The organism is Paenibacillus sp. FSL K6-1217 (assembly GCF_045040735.1).
GTDB lineage: Bacteria > Bacillota > Bacilli > Paenibacillales > Paenibacillaceae > Paenibacillus_AQ.
The window spans coordinates 3554417-3569974 of record NZ_CP150271.1 but is presented as its reverse complement, the minus strand read 5'-3'; the positions used below and the strand labels follow the sequence as shown (position 1 = coordinate 3569974).

At 51.4% G+C, this 15558-nt stretch carries 19 protein-coding genes; 17 read left to right on the top strand and 2 right to left on the bottom strand.

The features are described 5' to 3' along the window. Positions 1 to 210 precede the first annotated feature (210 nt). From MHH28_RS15715 to MHH28_RS15665, 11 genes are all read left to right on the top strand, one after another. A complete protein-coding gene (locus MHH28_RS15715; protein ID WP_405116467.1) occupies positions 211 to 951 on the top strand; it encodes a UTRA domain-containing protein in 741 nt (246 codons plus the stop codon). Positions 952 to 1197: 246 nt separating this feature from the next. Continuing rightward, the gene (gene frlD, locus MHH28_RS15710; RefSeq protein ID WP_405116465.1) at positions 1198 to 2013 is read left to right on the top strand and encodes a fructoselysine 6-kinase; all 816 of its coding nucleotides are present in this window, start codon (positions 1198 to 1200) and stop codon (positions 2011 to 2013) included. 38 nt (positions 2014 to 2051) lie between these two features. Next, positions 2052 to 2924 carry an amidohydrolase family protein gene (locus MHH28_RS15705; RefSeq protein ID WP_405116463.1) on the top strand — a complete coding sequence of 291 codons (873 nt, stop codon included), beginning with the start codon at positions 2052 to 2054 and terminating at the stop codon, positions 2922 to 2924. Next, positions 2912 to 3340, top strand: coding sequence for a secondary thiamine-phosphate synthase enzyme YjbQ (locus MHH28_RS15700; protein WP_405116461.1), 429 nt, complete (start codon positions 2912 to 2914; stop codon positions 3338 to 3340). The genes MHH28_RS15705 and MHH28_RS15700 overlap by 13 nt, the downstream gene beginning before the upstream one ends. Positions 3341 to 3473: 133 nt before the next feature. Beyond that, on the top strand, positions 3474 to 4370 hold the full coding sequence (locus MHH28_RS15695) for a transporter substrate-binding domain-containing protein (RefSeq protein ID WP_405116459.1): 897 nt from the start codon (positions 3474 to 3476) through the stop codon (positions 4368 to 4370). A gap of 31 nt (positions 4371 to 4401) precedes the next feature. Further along, complete coding sequence (locus tag MHH28_RS15690; protein WP_405116457.1) at positions 4402 to 5142, top strand: amino acid ABC transporter ATP-binding protein; 741 nt, start codon at positions 4402 to 4404, stop codon at positions 5140 to 5142. A 20-nt stretch (positions 5143 to 5162) separates the two neighbouring features. Next, a complete protein-coding gene (locus tag MHH28_RS15685; protein ID WP_405116455.1) occupies positions 5163 to 5897 on the top strand; it encodes an amino acid ABC transporter permease in 735 nt (244 codons plus the stop codon). Continuing rightward, the gene (locus MHH28_RS15680) at positions 5848 to 6501 is read left to right on the top strand and encodes an amino acid ABC transporter permease (RefSeq protein WP_173132302.1); all 654 of its coding nucleotides are present in this window, start codon (positions 5848 to 5850) and stop codon (positions 6499 to 6501) included. The genes MHH28_RS15685 and MHH28_RS15680 overlap by 50 nt, the downstream gene beginning before the upstream one ends. A gap of 24 nt (positions 6502 to 6525) precedes the next feature. Next, positions 6526 to 7725 (top strand): MFS transporter, encoded by a 1200-nt coding sequence (locus tag MHH28_RS15675; RefSeq protein WP_405116451.1) that lies wholly within the window; start codon positions 6526 to 6528, stop codon positions 7723 to 7725. A gap of 42 nt (positions 7726 to 7767) precedes the next feature. Continuing rightward, on the top strand, positions 7768 to 9225 hold the full coding sequence (locus tag MHH28_RS15670; protein WP_405116449.1) for an NAD-dependent malic enzyme: 1458 nt from the start codon (positions 7768 to 7770) through the stop codon (positions 9223 to 9225). A 155-nt stretch (positions 9226 to 9380) separates the two neighbouring features. After that, positions 9381 to 10367, top strand: coding sequence for an SIS domain-containing protein (locus tag MHH28_RS15665; RefSeq protein WP_405117131.1), 987 nt, complete (start codon positions 9381 to 9383; stop codon positions 10365 to 10367). A 159-nt stretch (positions 10368 to 10526) separates the two neighbouring features. Here MHH28_RS15665 and MHH28_RS15660 read toward each other — a convergent pair whose 3' ends face one another. Next, a complete protein-coding gene (locus MHH28_RS15660) occupies positions 10527 to 10958 on the bottom strand; it encodes an NUDIX hydrolase (RefSeq protein ID WP_405116447.1) in 432 nt (143 codons plus the stop codon). Positions 10959 to 11276: 318 nt separating this feature from the next. On the opposite strand from MHH28_RS15660, the gene MHH28_RS15655 reads away from it, so the two are divergent. Then, positions 11277 to 11777: an AAA family ATPase gene (locus MHH28_RS15655; protein ID WP_405116445.1), complete on the top strand. Its 501-nt coding sequence runs from the start codon at positions 11277 to 11279 to the stop codon at positions 11775 to 11777. 164 nt (positions 11778 to 11941) lie between these two features. Here the strand turns inward: MHH28_RS15655 and MHH28_RS15650 are convergent, their stop codons facing one another. Continuing rightward, positions 11942 to 12331 (bottom strand): hypothetical protein, encoded by a 390-nt coding sequence (locus MHH28_RS15650; protein WP_405116443.1) that lies wholly within the window; start codon positions 12329 to 12331, stop codon positions 11942 to 11944. A gap of 305 nt (positions 12332 to 12636) precedes the next feature. Between MHH28_RS15650 and MHH28_RS15645 the strand changes: the two genes are divergently transcribed. The 5 genes from MHH28_RS15645 to MHH28_RS15625 all read left to right on the top strand — a co-directional run bounded on the left by MHH28_RS15645 (position 12637) and on the right by MHH28_RS15625 (position 15558). Next, positions 12637 to 13416, top strand: a complete 780-nt coding sequence (locus tag MHH28_RS15645; RefSeq protein WP_405116441.1) for an SDR family NAD(P)-dependent oxidoreductase — start codon at positions 12637 to 12639, stop codon at positions 13414 to 13416. A gap of 185 nt (positions 13417 to 13601) precedes the next feature. Next, positions 13602 to 13799 carry a hypothetical protein gene (locus MHH28_RS15640; protein ID WP_405116438.1) on the top strand — a complete coding sequence of 66 codons (198 nt, stop codon included), beginning with the start codon at positions 13602 to 13604 and terminating at the stop codon, positions 13797 to 13799. Continuing rightward, a complete protein-coding gene (locus MHH28_RS15635) occupies positions 13796 to 13939 on the top strand; it encodes a hypothetical protein (protein ID WP_405116436.1) in 144 nt (47 codons plus the stop codon). The genes MHH28_RS15640 and MHH28_RS15635 overlap by 4 nt, the downstream gene beginning before the upstream one ends. 129 nt (positions 13940 to 14068) lie before the next feature. Next, positions 14069 to 14335, top strand: a complete 267-nt coding sequence (locus tag MHH28_RS15630) for a hypothetical protein (protein WP_209994007.1) — start codon at positions 14069 to 14071, stop codon at positions 14333 to 14335. A 263-nt stretch (positions 14336 to 14598) separates the two neighbouring features. Further along, complete coding sequence (locus tag MHH28_RS15625; RefSeq protein ID WP_405116433.1) at positions 14599 to 15558, top strand: ABC transporter permease; 960 nt, start codon at positions 14599 to 14601, stop codon at positions 15556 to 15558.

Here is a 15558-nt window from a genome sequence, read left to right as displayed (position 1 = left end):
CCTGCAACATTATAAAAGTATTATTCAACTAACAACCTGCGAACTGCGGGTTGTTTCTTGTGGTTTCAGAGAAGAAGCTTTTATAGTATTTTTATTTATTTTCTTCTGCTGTTATGATATGGTACTATGATAACACAACAGCAGACAATACATATGACAACATATGACATGATAAACGCAAGATGATTAGGATGTTAAAGGAGTCGCGGTATGAAACTAAACGTATCCAGTCAAAGTCCGCTGTACCTGCAGCTGAAGCAGATCATTAAAGAGGACATTCAAAAAGGCGTCTACCAGCCGGGGCAGAAGCTGCCGCCGGAAGCCGAGATCGGCAGCACGTACGGCGTAAGCCGGATTACGGTTCGCAGGGCCATCACCGATTTAGTGGAGGAAGGCGTCCTGCACAGCCAGCAGGGCAAGGGCAGCTATGTGCGTGAGATGAAGGAGAAGCGGGAGCTGATCTCCGTCGGCAGCTTCTCGGATATGACGACGGCTTCAGGGAAGACGCCAAGCGCCCAGATACTATCGAATAGGGTCATTCCGGCCGATGAGAAGCTGGCGGAGACGTTCAAGATCAAGCCCGGTGATCCCGTGCTGAAGCTGCAGCGGCTGCTCTTCATTGATAATCAGCCTTTTATTATCGAGGTCTCTTATTTTCACCTCGGCCTGATGCCGGAGTTCGAGAAATTCATAGGCGAGTCGCCTTCAACCTATCAGATTATGAAGAAGCGTTACGATATCGAGCCGACTTACTCCGAGAAGACCCTTGAGGTCATTCTGGCCACAGAATTTGAATGCAACCTGTTCCATTGCGACCGGGGAACCCCGCTCTATCAGCTCGACAAAGTCACCTATGATGACCGGGACCGGCGGCTCCATTATTCGCAGTCGATCTATGTGGCGAGTAAGGTCATCTTTACGATCAACACCGGCAAACGCGGTCAAGCCTGACACCGCTGCCGGCCTGTCAATGTAATGGAGCATAAGATACGGAATTACTAAATAATGGATCTTATTCGTGCCATCATGTGATTAATAATCACATGATGGCATTTTTTTTGGAGTATTTTCAGAAAATAAGCAATACATAACGCATATGTAACACCAAGAAAGCATTTACATTTGATTTTTTCGTTGACTTGATTAATTTATGATGGTATATATTATAATATAACAACATATACAATCTTATCGCTTATGCTGTCTACTAAGGATTGGGGGGACGATATGCAGGTTGCAGGTGTGGGGTTTTGTTGTATAGACGTATATGAGAATTTAGACCGGTTGTATCCCACCGGGAACAGCGTCGATTTCGTCATTCACATGAGCCGGTTAGGTGCAGTCGCGTCTATGGTCAGTGTAGTCGGCAATGATTCCTACGGAGCGCTCATGATGGACAAGCTTCGCGGGGAACGGATTGATGTAACTCACATGCATACAGAGGAAGAGGGGCGTACCGCTATCTTTCGCATGGATCTGAACGGTAACGACAGAGTCCACAAGGAGAAGGTCGAAGGTGTCATGGGTGATTTTTGCCTAAGCGAAGCCGATCTGGACTTCATTCTTCAGCATCAGGCCATTCATACGAATCTGTCAGGCCGGATCAACGACCATCTTGCCGGTATCCGCAGCCAGGGCGTCCAGATTATCTATGATTTCTCTACACGCACAGCACGCCATATTTCAGAGCCGATCCTGCCCCATACCGATTATGCCTTCTTCTCTTATCTTCAGGAGGACGACGAGATGGAAGCGTTTATCCGTTGGGCACATGCACAAGGACCGCGTGTTGTCGTTGTGACGCTGGGCGAGCAAGGCAGTGTGGCGTATGACGGAGAGCGGTTCTACCGGGAAGGCATCGTACCGGCTGAGGTGGTCAATACGGTAGGTGCGGGAGATTCGTTCTGCGCAGGCTTCATGTACGGCCAGCTCAGCGGCTGGACCATCCAGGAATCTCTTAAGCAAGGAGCAAGAACGGCTGCCGAAGTCGTATCGAAGTTTGAACCCTACTAACCGGCGAAGCTACGCCGGAGGAAAGGCGGAAGGACCCGTTGATCATTGATGTTCATACCCACCCGATATTCTACAAAGCAATCAGCGAAGACACAGAGACCCTGAATTACCGCAAGGAGCAGTTCGGCATATTCAAACAGTCTCCCAGCCCGCTTGAATCTGTACTCCAGGAAATGGACTATAACGGAATTGACCGCTCCATTCTGCTGCCTCTTGATCTGACGACGCAGAGCGGGGGCTGGATTGTCTCCAATGAGGACGTCAAGCAAATCGTGGACCTTGCCCCCGAGCGGTTCATCGGCTTCGCCAGTGTCGATCCGCACCGCAGCGATGCGGCGGAGGCTCTGGAGTATGCCTTCCGGGAGCTGGGCTTACAGGGGCTTAAGCTGCACCCGTCCAAGCAGAAGTTCTATCCGCAAGACGACATTTTGAAGCCAATCTATGAGCTATGCCTCCAATATGACAGACCGATTCTGTTCCATGCCGGTATGAGCTGGGAGCCGGATGCGCCGGCGAAGTATTCGCACCCGCTGAACTTCGAGGAAGTCGCGATCGCCTATCCGGACCTGCGCATGTGTCTGGCCCACTTCGGCTGGCCGTGGGTGCACGAGACGGTGATGCTGCTGCTGAAATATCCGAATGTATTCACTGACACTTCGCTGCTCCATATGGATAACGCCCTGGATTTCTATAAGCAGGTATTTAAGACTAATATGGGCCCGCTCTGGATTGAACGTAACCTGAATGATAAGGTCATGTTCGGCACGAACAGCCCCCGCTTCAAAGCCAAACGGCTGCTGCCGGCGCTGAAGGCGATGGACTTCAGACCGAAGACGCTGGCGAAAATTCTTGGCGGCAATGCGCAGGTCTTTCTTGGAGAAAGGGGGAACGAACGGCCATGGTTAAACTAAAGACACTCGTCATCCGGTCGCAAGCGGAATTCCAAATGATCAAGATTACAGAGGAGATCCGTGCATTCATTGCGGAATGCGGAGTGCAGAACGGGCTCGCAGCTGTCATCTCCGCCCATACGACAACCGGCATTATGATCAACGAAGGGCTGGAATGCGTCGAGACGGATATCGAGGAGCTGCTCGAACGGCTGGCGCCGAAGGATTTCCCTTACGCCCACGCCCATTTTCTTCCTTCATACGGGGCAACGGGCAGTAACTCGCCTTCGCACCTGAAATCCATGATCTCCGGCAACAGCTGCCTGTTCGTCGTACAGGACGGGAAGATGATCTCGGGCGATGCACAGGATGTCTATCTGGCGGAATTCGACGGGCCGAAGAGCCGCAAGGTCTATATCCAGGTAATCGGGGAGTAGACCGTTCCCGTGTAACCGTTAACACTGAGGAGGAAGGCACAACGCTTGTGAAGACTTGCGTCCGTTTCACCCGGGATTCACCTGACATGATTAGCAGGCCTAACTACTGAGCGAATGAAAGCGGGGATGAAGAATGAGAAACTTGATGGGCAAGTCGGGAATGAGCAAATGGATGCTGATGGTGTCGATGGCGGTGATGGTCTTCGCAGCAGGCTGCGGAAACCAGGCGAAGGAATCAGGAAAAGCAGCAACATCCGGCAACGCGGCAGCGGCAGCACCCTCTGCCGATGTGCCTGCCCCTCCGGCAGCCGTCAAGGAACGCGGCAAGCTGGTGGTCGGTGTGAAGAACGACTATCCGCCGCTCGGATATCTGGACGAGAACGGGAAGAATGCCGGCTATGAGATCGGTGTCGTCAAGAAGATGGCCGAGTATGCGTTCGGTGACGCGAATGCGGTAGAATTCGTGCCAGTGAATGCGACCAACCGCATCCCGTATCTAGACTCGAACAAGATCGACTTCATCGCAGCTACGCTCGGGGTGACCGAGGAACGCAAGAAGCAGCTTGATTTCTCTACGAATTTCTTCGACGGCGGCGTCGTGACCGTCGTGAAGAAGGACAGCAGCATCAAGACGATTCCGGATCTAGCAGGCAAGACGGTTATTGTGATTAAAGGCTCCACAGGCTCGACTTACCTCGATGAGAATGTGCCGACAGCCAAACAAATCAAGATCGAGAGCAATGCCGATGCGTTCCGCGCGCTGAAGGACGGGCGGGCCGATGCGATGTTCCATGACGCGGTGCTGATGTCCGAATTCGTGAAGACTTCAACGGATTATACGATTGTCGGCGACCAGGTCGCTTTTGCTCCAATGGCACTTGGGGTGCGCAAGGGTGAGCCGGAAATGCTGAATTTCGTTAACGGCGCCCTGGAGCAGATGCGCAAGGAGGATTACTTCAAGACACTGATTGAGGAATATTTGCCGCAGGCTGGCGATCTTGATCCGATGCAGATGATTCCGCGGCCGTAACCGGCTGCTGGCAAACCGAGGAGGGAACAGCATGAGTACCAGTCAACCGAAATTGTCGATCCGTAATCTGCAGAAGCAATATGGAACGAATGTAATCCTGCGTGGTGTCGATATTGATGTCTATGCGAAGGAGGTTATCGTCATCATCGGGCCAAGCGGTTCGGGCAAAAGCACACTGCTGCGCTGTATCAACGGGCTCGAAACGATCAACGGCGGTGAGGTATATATCGACGATCAGAAGATCGTTCATACCCCCCAGGCGATACAGAAGGTCCGCCAGCGTATCGGCATGGTCTTCCAGAGCTACAACCTTTTCCCGCATATGACGGTCATGGAGAATCTGCTGCTCGCTCCAGTGAAGGTCCAGGGCCGCTCGAAGACCGAGGTGCTGCCGCAAGCCCGGATCCTCCTCGATCAGGTTGGATTGCTTGATAAGGAGAACAGCTATCCGGCACAACTGTCAGGCGGTCAGCAGCAGCGGGTGGCTATTGCCAGGTCGCTCGTGATGAATCCTGAGGTGCTGCTGTTCGATGAAGTCACCTCCGCGCTTGATCCTGAGCGTGTGCGCGATGTACTGGATGTAATGAAGGATCTGGCTGCCCGCGGCACAACCATGCTGATTGTTACGCATGAGATGGGCTTCGGCCGCGATGTCGGGGACCGGATCATCTTCATGGATCAGGGCGTGATTGTGGAGCAAGGCCCGCCAGAGCAGGTATTCGGCAATCCGCAGGAAGAGCGTACCCGACAGTTCCTGCGGAACGCCATGTAGTCTACATCAGGAGGAGGTGCATGGTCGTGAGTTTCGATTTCGGTTACATCCTGAATGTGCTGCCGCTGCTGTTGACGGGACTGAAAATGACCGTTCTGATCAGTGTGACAAGCATCGCCGCCTCGCTCATCATCGGCATGAGCGGTGCAGTCATCAGGACGCTTGGCATTCCCGTGCTGTCGCAGATCGTAGTTGTCTACGTCGATCTGATCCGCAATACGCCGCTGCTTGTGCATGTGTTCTATCTATATTTTGTCCTTCCGGCATTAGGGATCAAATTATCGGCTGTTGCTGTCGGCATCATCGCGCTCTCCCTCTGGGGAGGCGCGTTCGCGGCGGAGAATTTCCGCGGGGGCACGGACGCCGTTCCCCACGCAATGATCGAGTCCGGCCAGGCCCTTGGCATGAGTACATGGCAGATTGTCCGCTTCGTCATGATCCCGCTCGGTTTCCGTATCAGCTTCCCTGCCTTCAGCAACACCGCAGTTTCCGTGATCAAGAACTCTGCTTATATGACCAGTATTGGAGTTGCTGAGCTGACGTTCATGGCCATGGACCGGATCGCCTACGATTTCAAGACCTATGAGATGCTGGCGACAATCGCTGTTATCTATCTGATCCTGATCTGGGGGACCTCATACCTGTTCCGGATCATCGAACGCAAGCTGGATTACAAAACCAAGACGACGAAAGGCGGGGGCTTAAATGGAGGTATTATCCAAAAACTTAAATTTTCTCCTCGACGGGCTGATTAATACCCTCTTGCTGAGCCTGAGCTGCCTGGGCATCGCCCTCGTTCTCGGTATCCTGGCCGGTGTGCTGCAGACTTCGAATCACAAGGCTCTGTCGCTCACCATGAGGGGCTATGCGGAGCTGTTCCGCGGCTTGCCCATCCTCATTACCCTGTTCCTTGTGTTCTTTCTGCTGCCTGAGCTTGGGGTCCATGTGAACAGCTACATCTCCGCTATGATTGCGCTCAGCCTGTGGAGCAGCGCCAATATATCCGTTGCGGTGCGGGGCGCGATTCAGTCGATTCCGAAGGCGCAGACGGAAGCAAGCGTCGCCCTTGGTCTAAGTACCGTCCAGACGATGCGTTACGTCATCCTGCCTCAGGCGGTTCGCCGGATGCTGCCCTCGGTCATCGGGCTGATGTCCAATCTGATCCAATCCACCTCGTTGTCGGTGCTGATCGGCAACCAGGATTTTCTCAAGTCCGTTCAGCTCGTCATTGAACGTGTGGAGCTGATGGAGGGGTTATCAGTCGCCTCGCAGATGTATACGCTGGTGCTGGCCGTCTATTTCGTCATTTGTTTCCCGCTATCCATGCTGGCCAAACGTCTGGAACGGTCGTACCGCTAGTTACGGTTACAGAGGGAGGCGCCTATGGCAAGAGGCATCAGAAAATATTCGATGCATGTGTATAACTATTTTTTCTATATCGCCTATGCGTCCTATCTGCCGTTCCTGAGCTACTGGTTTGCGGAGAATGGACTCAGCGCACAGCAGATCGGATTCATCTTCTCGATCGGCCCGCTGGTCGGCTTCCTTATGCAGCCCGTATGGGGGATGCTGATTGATTATTACGGCATTGCCAAGCAGGTCCTCGTTGTCAGCATGGGCATCACCCCCTGGGTGATGCTGCTCTATTCCTTCGCCGGTCAACATTATGCCGCTTATGTCGGTATCTCCATCGTGCTGGCAGTATTCGCGTCGGCAACGCTCCCGGTTGTGGACGCTGTAACCGTCCGTCACGCGAAGAAGAACGCGCTCAGCTACGGCTCGATCCGGGTCGTCGGTTCGGTTAGCTTCGGGCTGTCTGTTACACTGTTCGGTCTCCTGTTTGACAAATACGGCCTGCGGGTGATGTTTCCCGCCTATATCGCGGCGATGATGCTGATGTGTGCGCTCACCTTCATGCTGGATACAGAGTACACGCGGAAGCCTGAGGAAGAGAAGGAGCCGGCCAAGCGGGGCGGAATGTTCAGGGAGATGCTGCCGCTCCTGAAGGAACGGCGTTTCCTGCTGTTTCTCATCCCGGTGTTCATTGCTGCGATCGGGCCGCAGCTGAACAACGCGTTCTATTCAGTGTACATCAGCCACTTCGGGGCGGAAGCTTCCGGCAAGATCGGTATCCTGTACACCATCTCTTCAATCGCTGAGATTCCTGTCTTTCTCTTCTCGGGTGTCATCATCCGCAGACTTGGTTATGTGCGCACGCTGGCGCTAGTGTCTCTGGCCGGAGCGCTGCGCTGGTATATTCTCTCGCTGGAGCCGGCCTTCGGGATTCTGATGATGAATCAGGTTCTGTCGGGCATTACCTATGCGCTTTTCCTGGCTACAGGGATTAATTATGCCTATGACACAAGCCCGGCCCATACGAAGACAACGGCACATTCGCTCTTCATCATCGTCTACACCAACATTGCCGGAATTACGGCAAGCAATATCGGCGGCTATGTCATCGAAGCAGGCGGTTACCGGCTTCTGTTCGGCGGCGCAGCGGTGCTCAGCGTGATTGGGGCAGCGGGCTTTGCCTGGCTGGGCCGGTCGCAGGCTGAGCAGCTGCGTAATTTCACCACATAAGTTCGCTTATGTTCAATTCATGACAGAAGGAGAGAGACGCGGATGGGATATGAAAGCTTGATGCTTCGCATGGAATTCAATCATGAGCGGACTTCCTTCGCCGAGGTGGCCCAGACGGTCAGCCGGTTCGGTGGGGATATCGTAGCCGTTGACGCGGTCAGTTCCGGGTCGGGCTCTTCCATAAGGGATATTACGGTACAGACGGGGCAGGAAGGCAGTGAAGCATTGATCAGCGCGATCCGGGCAATGAACGGCATCTCGGTTATTCATTTGTCGGACCGTACCTTCCTGGCTCATCTCGGGGGCAAAATTGAGGTTCAGCCCAAGATGCAGGTGAAGAACCGCGACGACTTGTCGCGCGTCTATACGCCAGGGGTTGCCAGAGTGTGTTCGGCAATTGCAGAGGAACCGAAGAAAGCCTACTCCCTTACGATAAAGCGGAACACGGTAGCGGTGATTACGGACGGCACAGCCGTATTGGGTCTCGGGAACATCGGTCCCTACGCAGCTGCCCCCGTCATGGAGGGCAAGGCGATGCTGTTCAAGCAGCTGGCAGATGTTGACGCATTCCCGATCTGTCTTGATTCGCAGGACACGGAGGAGATTATCCGCACCGTGATAGCGATCAGTCCAATCTTCGGGGGCATTAATCTCGAAGACATCAGCTCTCCGCGTTGCTTCGAGATCGAACGCCGTCTCCAGGAGGAGCTGGATATTCCCGTGTTCCACGATGATCAGCATGGCACGGCTATCGTCGTTGTGGCCGGGCTGCTGAATGCGCTGAAGGTGGTCGGCAAGCGGATAGAGGATGTCCGGATCGTCGTGAATGGAATCGGAGCGGCTGGAGTCTCCATCTGCAAAATGCTCCTCGCTGCCGGGGTGCGCCAGCTGACACCGGTGGACCGCGGGGGAGCCCTTGTGCGGGGAGGTTGTTATGAGCAGCCCATGTGGCAATGGTTAAGCATGCAGCCGCAGGTCGGCTCGCGCGGTGGCACGCTCTCTGAAGTCATCGAAGGAGCGGATGTGTTTATCGGCGTCTCTAGCGGCAAGGTACTGGTATCGGGGGACGTCCGGAGCATGGCGGCGGACCCGATTGTGTTCGCGATGGCCAATCCCGAGCCCGAGATCTCGCCGGAGGAGGCCCTGCCGTACGCCCGTATCTTCGCTACGGGACGAAGCGATTATCCGAACCAGATCAATAACGTGCTTGTGTTCCCCGGGGTATTCCGCGGCGCGCTGGACTGCCGGGCCAGCGGGATTAATGAGACGATGAAGCTTGCGGCTGCGCGGGCGATTGCCGGGGTCGTCAGCCCCTTCGAGCTGGACGAACAGTATATTGTACCGAGTATCTTCAACGAACGGGTGGTTGCCGACGTAAGAGCCGCAATTATCGGGGCGGCTATTCAGACCGGAGCAGCAAGGCGGGTACCGCCGGATTTCCGCGGCCTTACGCCTGAAGACAGGAGTGCAGTGCCAACAGCCCCAGGTCTATCGGGTTGAAGAGGATTTCCGGATGACAGGCCCGGCATGGCTGGTGCAGAAGGCTTTTAGGAAAAAGGCATTGACATTTTGCGCCAACAAATGTATAAGTATATATAAGACAACATATAACAAGTTAAATCTAGGAGGATGAAACTGTGAGTGTAGCGAACGTATTGCAAACCGCGCAAGATCAAGTGAACCAGATTCTTGAGGCCTACAAGACGAGAACCATTAACCGGGTATTCCTGGTTGCCTGCGGCGGATCTTCCGCCCTGATGTACCCGAGCAAATATTTCATTGACCGCGAATCGGCGTCGATCTCAGCCGAGGTGTATAATTCCAATGAATTCATCTACCGTAATCCGGGAACACTCGGCGAGAATTCACTGGTAATCCTCTGCTCCCACAAAGGCAAGACACCGGAGACAACGGAAGCTGCGAAATTTGCCAAGAGCAAAGGCGCGCTGACCGTCTCCCTCATGTACGTTGAGACTGCGCCGCTGGCTGATGAGTCCGATTATATCGTCAATTACAGCTGGGCCCCTCCGGGCGAGCTTGACCCGCATCCGGAAATCGCCAACTACGCGATTCTGTACCGCCTCACGATGGGTCTGCTGTACGTCAAGGAAGGCAACAAGAAGTATGAGAAGCTGGTGGCGAGCCTGCCGCATCTCGATGCCATCATGAAATCTATCAAAACAAACTATACAGCTCCAGGCAAAGAATTCGCTGCAGCCTACAAAGATGAGCCGGTTATTTACACTATGGCCAGCGGCTCCAATTACGGCATCGCCTACTCTTTTGCCATCTGTATCCTAATGGAGATGCAATGGATCAATTCCCATGCGATTCACGCCGGCGAATTCTTCCATGGACCGTTTGAGATTCTGGATAAGCAAATGCCATTCATTCTGTTGATGGGACTGGACGAGACCCGTCCGATGGAAGAACGCGCGCTGAAATTCCTGAAGGAGCATGGGGAGAAATTCCTGGTGCTTGACGCCAAGGAACTGGACTGGACCGGCGTGGACGAAGAGATGAAAGGCTACCTTGCTCCGCTTGCGCTGAACTTCATCCTTCGCGTTTATGCGGTTGAACTGGCTGCGGCCCGCAATCATCCGCTGGAAGACCGCCGTTACATGTTCAAAGTGCCTTATTAAGAATCGTCCGAATCGTAAACTTTAGAAAAATGAGTGTTAGACTGCTCCATTAAATGAAGCAGCGGCAGAACAAGACTTGATAAATAAAGTCTTAGACTGCCGCTGTTGTTGTTTAATTAGCGTTTCCCGTTAGTTGAATGGTCTATGAAATAAAACATATTATTCTAACCACTGTCTCGGTCCGATGACATGGAATAATCGATTACCGTCAGTGTTCAACGCATCCTGTATACGTGCAATTGTGAAGTCACTAATAGGCCTAGGCAAATCATTTAAAGCCCAATAATTACATTCTGTTACTTCCTTCTCATCCGGCTGTGGTGGTTGATCGTCATCCAATACACAAGTGAAAACAAAGTGGTGCATATCGTGAAAAGGTTCATAATACACGCCGGTTAAGCGCTCGACAGTAGCTTCAAGACCGGTTTCTTCTAGCACTTCTCTCTTTGCAGTATTCTCTGCAGACTCATTTTGTTCTGATAACCCACCAGGTAGTTCCCAATTGTATTTTCCGTAGCTATGTTTTACTAGAAGAATACGCCCCTCTGAATCCCAAATAACCGCCGCTGCTCCTACTGGCTTTCTTGACATTCCTACATTCCCCCTAAGAAACTGAATCAGTTAATTTACACATATTAACATATGATTAGACGATGTTTAATTTAGAAAGTTGCATTAATCTGCCCATAACTTCAACAAGCAGAGGAGTAGCTGCCAGGTGATAAGCTGCTCCTGGATGACTTTGAACTATCGTTTCCCGTTAGCACAATAAGAAATAACGCGAAGTTGACGAAAACTGTGCGTTAAAATAACCCGACTATATGAGTGAGAGAATTACTTAACTTAACTTCCTTTATCGCCTTTATGTTTTAATATAGTCTAGGGACTTCTCAAAAAGGGAGTGGAAATATGACAAATACTTCGGGCTCAATATCAAAAAAGAAGGCGATAATTCTGGTGACAGGGATGTCGGGTACAGGTAAATCAACGGTTCTGGGGGAACTTACTCATAGGGGGTATAGAGTTATCGACACCGATTATGATGGTTGGAGCGAGAATGTGGATGGTTCTGGGTGGTTATGGCACGAGAATCGAATCGATGAGCTGCTCACTGAACATAGCGAAGGTACTTTATTCATTTCGGGTTGTGTATCAAATCAGGGGAAGTTTTACCCGATGTTCGATGCAGTAGTGTTGTTAAGTGCCCCCCTCGAAGTAATCCTTGAACGTGTGGCTTCCCGTAAGACGAACGATTATGGAAAAACTGTCGAACAACGTGAAGAAATTATACAATACGTCGCTAGTGTTGAGCCTCTCTTACGTGCTGGAGCTACTGTTGAGATCGACACCAGGAAGCCGCTTGATGAAGTTGTAACCGAGCTTGAGCTCATTGCCAACTCCACTAGCTGATCACTTCTTCGCAATGTAAAGAAACCGCCCAGTTCGATCAATCTAGGTACATTGTTAACTATACTGCCCGTTAGCCATCCATGCAGCACAAAATCAGCGCTGCACCACAGAGAATGAAAATTAGAGTTAATTTTCATAGTAGTTGAACGATTTGTACTCAGATCTCATTTGAAAATATGAACTACCCTTCCAGATTGCAGGTCAATATCATACCGAACAAAGCTGGGTTTATCATAAATCAATCTTACAATATCCGAATCAGGCATTGGCCACCTACGACTAGGTTTGCCCTTTATGTTTTTAACTTCTTTAATTGAATTCCCTAATTTAACCCCATCGATGTCCAATGAAAAAGGCTCATCGAATCTAATTGAATACAACCTCTGACTATCTATTTTGAAAAAAAGCCAGACACCTATTTCACTAAGATGGCAGTAATCATAAGTCACATTGTCATTCTCATATCTCGTTAAGACAAGTTCGACATTTAGTGTTGACTCTACATCGGAGAAGGTCTCTCCATGCTTAAGTTTTAGAAAAAGCTCTTGGTCCATAGTGCCCTCTTTTCTTAAAAATGCGCTGTATTCATTGCTACTGAATTATACCATTTCATTCCGCATAACTGCCCGTTAGCTGAATGAAAATTGGTAGGCTGGAGTTTACCCGGTTATTCATTAAGAACGATCGGTAAAAATAATACTTTACTGATCGTTCTTAAATGTGCTAAGATAACGAATAATTACTTATCCTTCTATTTCTCGCTGAAACGAATGCCGGGCTTTAATAAGGATGTGGTAGCCGTTTCTGCTTAATAATATTAGAACGATTGGTCTCAAATAAAACAGGAGAGGTGTTAACGATGGGTAAGCTTGACGGAAAGGTTGCATTAATTACTGGAGGGAATAGCGGGATAGGGCTGGCTGCGGCCAAATTGTTTGTGGCGGAAGGGGCCAGAGTGGTCATTACCGGCCGCAACCCGGTATCCTTACATGCGGCGGCGGAAGAGCTGGGCGCAGAGCGTGTAGTCGCAGTACAGGCGGATGCGGCTGATCCGCAGAGTGCAGTGAAGGCTGTAAATGCAGCTATTGAGACATTCGGCAGGCTGGATATAGTCTATGCGAATGCAGGTGTAGCCGGTTCGACTCCGCTTGGGGGCACGGATCTGGCTGCCTTCGAGGAAGTGCTCAGGATCAATGTGACCGGTGTCTTCTTCACCGTACAGGCTGCTCTCCCTCATCTGAAGGCCGGCGCTTCAGTCATTCTGACCGGTTCGGTGCTGGCGAATGCCGGAAGACCCGGGAACTCCGCCTATGCGGCCAGCAAGGGAGCAGTCAGCAGCATGACCAAGGTGCTGGCTTCCGAACTCTCGCCGCTTGGTATACGCGTGAACAATATTGCTCCAGGGGCGACCCGGACCCCTATATGGGGACAAGTGGCGATGGAGAATTGGGCTCAGGTGGAAGCCGGAATGTCTCTATCCATTCCGCTGGGCCGTGCGGGCGATCCCGAAGAGATCGCTAAGGTGGCCCTGTTCCTGGCCTCCGATGATTCGTCATACATCCAGGGCGCAGATATCGCCGTAGACGGCGGTGCAGGCAGTTCCCCGCTGGGCGCACCGATATACCGCCAGAACGCATAAGGAGGCAGAGTGGCAGGAAGCACCTTGAGGGGTGCTTTTTTGCGTTAAGGCTGAAGAGAAGAATGTATGTGAAAAACCGAATACAATGTGCTGTCATTCATCAGTGTGGTAAAATGAACCAACAAATGTAAAATTATGTTATTTTCACTCAGAGCAAAAACTAATGTTGAACGGAGGTTATCCGCATGAGGCTTACTAACCGGGGGACGATAATAGCTGTGCTGGTACTCGTTGTTGTTGCAGGAGGGATCTACCTGTCGCTAACCGGGTTACCTTATAAAAGAAGCCACATCGCTAATGAGGTTAAAGCATATCTGATTCATACCAGAGCGTATCCCGAAGCAGATATTCAAGAGATCCGTGGAGTGGAGTCTATAGCTTGAAATCGGGCGATTATGAAGCGGAGGTACGGTATAAGGATGAACCTGATCAGAATTACACCTATGCCAAAGTAAATGGAGTGTTCAGACTCGTCGGGGTCAGCAGCATGTACGGGAAACATATAGATGAGACTTTTTATTGAAGATTGAATTCCAATAAGAGGTAACAGGTCTGTGCTGTCGAATAAGAGAATAGATATACAGAGGGAAAAGTTCGCATGTAGGGCTAATGGTTTGTAAACGCTCACAATTGATGCAGGAGGCGAATCAGGATGGACGGAAGCAAGTCGTTAATCTATCAAATTCTCAAGACGATTGAAGAGGGCAAAGAACCGGTGCTGGAGAACCTGGAGGGCATTACGGTTGGCGGATTCCACAGCGCGCTCGAACAGATTGTGGAGAACAAACTGGCTAATAATATCAGCTTCTCCCTCAGCGGCAAAGGCAAGAAGGCAGTCCGGGTCGTGAATACAAGCGGCTCCAAGCTGACTGCGCAAGGCATTAACTATATTCATGTTCAGGACAGCCGCAGCTTCTAGCTTATCCTGATCTTGGCAGTAACGATACTACCCGAACACCTGCAGACTGGAGATAGGTCTCCTGCTGCGGGTGTTTTTTGCTGTGGGCAGAATGTGGCTTACACAAGCCTTCGGATCACTCGTGCAATCCGGGTGAACCCGGTTACAGTTGAATATCCGTCCCTTACAATCGGATTTTGCCTTATGGCTTGCAGTGCCGCTACTTATAATAAAGTTACGACAGCGGCGGCCGAGCAGGCAGCCAAGGAAGGAAGAGAAGAGTGATGAAACTTCGGATTAAGGAGAGTCAGAACGCCTTGCCGGCATTAACGGTCAAGACCGGGGGCCTGGGGAAGACACTGCGCAGGGACTGGTTCCTGTATGCGATCCTTGTGCCTTTTGTATTATGGTATATCCTGTTTGCCTTTAAGCCGATGTACGGGCTGCAGATTGCCTTCAAGAATTACAGCGTTTTTCAGGGCATCGGGGACAGTCCGTGGGCAGGCTTCAGCCACTTTGAAACATTCCTGCAGAGCGATTACTTCCTGCGGGTGCTGAAGAATACGCTACTGATCAGCTTGTACAGCCTGTTATTCGCATTTCCGGCGCCGATCCTGCTGGCATTGCTGCTTAATGATGTGAAGAACGCCATGTTCAAAAAAATGGTGCAGACCATTACTTACCTGCCCCACTTTATCTCTGTTGTCGTTGTATGCGGCATCGTAACCAATCTGCTCGCACCCGGCAACGGGATCGTTAATCTTCTGCTGGAGCAGCTGGGCCTCGAGAAAATTTATTTCCTAGCTGTGCCGGAGTATTTCCGCACCATCTTCGTCTCGATGGGTATCTGGCAGGAAATGGGCTTCTCTGCGATTATCTACATTGCAGCGCTGGCAGGCATCAATACGGATCTGTATGAAGCAGCGGTGGTAGACGGAGCTAATAAATGGAAGCGTATGCTAAATGTGACCCTGCCGGGAATTCTGCCTACGATCATGATCATGCTGATTCTGAAGATCGGCAGTCTGCTGGAGGTCGGCTATGAGGCGATTATTCTGCTCTATCAGCCTGCAACCTACGAGACGGCAGACGTCATTAATAGCTATGTCTACAGGGAAGGGATCTTGAACGGCCGTTACGACATGGCTACAGCAGTCGGATTATTCAACTCGGTTGTGGGCCTGCTCCTCATTGTAATCTCTAACCGGCTCAGCAAAAAATACACCGGCAACGGTCTCTGGTAG

Coding starts and splice junctions, on each gene's coding strand:
- MHH28_RS15715 (WP_405116467.1), top strand. CDS start 211: ATGAAACTAAACGTATCCAGTCAAAGTCCGCTGTACCTGCAGCTGAAG.
- frlD (WP_405116465.1), top strand. CDS start 1,198: ATGCTGTCTACTAAGGATTGGGGGGACGATATGCAGGTTGCAGGTGTG.
- MHH28_RS15700 (WP_405116461.1), top strand. CDS start 2,912: ATGGTTAAACTAAAGACACTCGTCATCCGGTCGCAAGCGGAATTCCAA.
- MHH28_RS15695 (WP_405116459.1), top strand. CDS start 3,474: ATGAGAAACTTGATGGGCAAGTCGGGAATGAGCAAATGGATGCTGATG.
- MHH28_RS15690 (WP_405116457.1), top strand. CDS start 4,402: ATGAGTACCAGTCAACCGAAATTGTCGATCCGTAATCTGCAGAAGCAA.
- MHH28_RS15685 (WP_405116455.1), top strand. CDS start 5,163: ATGGTCGTGAGTTTCGATTTCGGTTACATCCTGAATGTGCTGCCGCTG.
- MHH28_RS15680 (WP_173132302.1), top strand. CDS start 5,848: ATGGAGGTATTATCCAAAAACTTAAATTTTCTCCTCGACGGGCTGATT.
- MHH28_RS15675 (WP_405116451.1), top strand. CDS start 6,526: ATGGCAAGAGGCATCAGAAAATATTCGATGCATGTGTATAACTATTTT.
- MHH28_RS15670 (WP_405116449.1), top strand. CDS start 7,768: ATGGGATATGAAAGCTTGATGCTTCGCATGGAATTCAATCATGAGCGG.
- MHH28_RS15660 (WP_405116447.1), bottom strand. CDS start 10,958: ATGTCAAGAAAGCCAGTAGGAGCAGCGGCGGTTATTTGGGATTCAGAG.
- MHH28_RS15655 (WP_405116445.1), top strand. CDS start 11,277: ATGACAAATACTTCGGGCTCAATATCAAAAAAGAAGGCGATAATTCTG.
- MHH28_RS15650 (WP_405116443.1), bottom strand. CDS start 12,331: ATGGACCAAGAGCTTTTTCTAAAACTTAAGCATGGAGAGACCTTCTCC.
- MHH28_RS15645 (WP_405116441.1), top strand. CDS start 12,637: ATGGGTAAGCTTGACGGAAAGGTTGCATTAATTACTGGAGGGAATAGC.
- MHH28_RS15640 (WP_405116438.1), top strand. CDS start 13,602: ATGAGGCTTACTAACCGGGGGACGATAATAGCTGTGCTGGTACTCGTT.
- MHH28_RS15630 (WP_209994007.1), top strand. CDS start 14,069: ATGGACGGAAGCAAGTCGTTAATCTATCAAATTCTCAAGACGATTGAA.
- MHH28_RS15625 (WP_405116433.1), top strand. CDS start 14,599: ATGAAACTTCGGATTAAGGAGAGTCAGAACGCCTTGCCGGCATTAACG.